Origin of the sequence: Mesorhizobium sp. M7A.F.Ca.US.006.04.2.1, from assembly GCF_004022915.1 — a bacterium.
Lineage (GTDB): Bacteria > Pseudomonadota > Alphaproteobacteria > Rhizobiales > Rhizobiaceae > Mesorhizobium > Mesorhizobium ciceri.
On record NZ_RZQA01001501.1, the window covers coordinates 1 to 721 of the forward strand.

Sequence of the window (721 nt, forward strand, 5' to 3'; positions counted from 1 at the left end):
CCCGCCAACCGCTGCACCAGCGGCCGGCGCGGCACCGGTCGCTGGTGCAGCGGTTGGCGCGGGTGCCGGGAAATCGGGACCGGTAACGCCGCCACGGATGACCATCGGGCCTGGCTGGAAGCCGTGTCCGGTCGCGGGCTTGTCCGGGATCGCCGCTACCTTTTCATCGGTGACGTCGGGCGGCGCTTCCCCTACTGCCATCACCGACCGCGCATCGCTGGTGTTGACCGCATCGACGGTTCCAGGCTGGTTGGGAGCGCCGATCCTGACGATCGACGGTGTGGAGGATGGCGTGCCTGGAAAAACCAGGGATGATGCCTGGGCTTCGCCGGCCGCAACAGCAAGAATGATACCCAGCAGGATACGCGCAGACACCGATATCGCCCCTTTGCCCAGAAGCTGTTCGATAGCAGGCCGGAATTGATGCCGGCTTTCGTGGAAACATAGCATTTTAGGGATTGATAAATCGCCAATGCTCCTGCTCGCCAACAAACGGTTACCCAACAGCCGACTTGCCCAATGGCCGCCATCGTACTACGCACCCCGCATCTGTGAGGTGACGAGAGTGGCTGAAATACTTGGCTCGGGCGAGGCGCTGGAGCGGGCGCTGGCGCTGCTCAGGGAGCGCGATGTCGTCGCCATCCCGGCGGAAACCGTCTACGGGCTGGCCGGCGACGCGACCAACGGCATCGGCGTCGCGCGCATCTTCGAAGCCAAGGGG

General features: G+C 64.6%; 2 protein-coding genes. One reads left to right on the top strand and one right to left on the bottom strand.

Translation table 11 applies throughout. The features are described from left to right. The coding region (locus EN925_RS38340) for a hypothetical protein (protein WP_128337491.1) at positions 1 to 375 on the bottom strand (375 nt) is incomplete at its 3' end. 97 nt (positions 376 to 472) lie between these two features. Here EN925_RS38340 and EN925_RS41330 point away from each other — a divergent pair. Next, a partial coding sequence (locus EN925_RS41330) for a Sua5/YciO/YrdC/YwlC family protein (RefSeq protein WP_245487475.1) occupies positions 473 to 721 on the top strand: 249 nt, incomplete at its 3' end.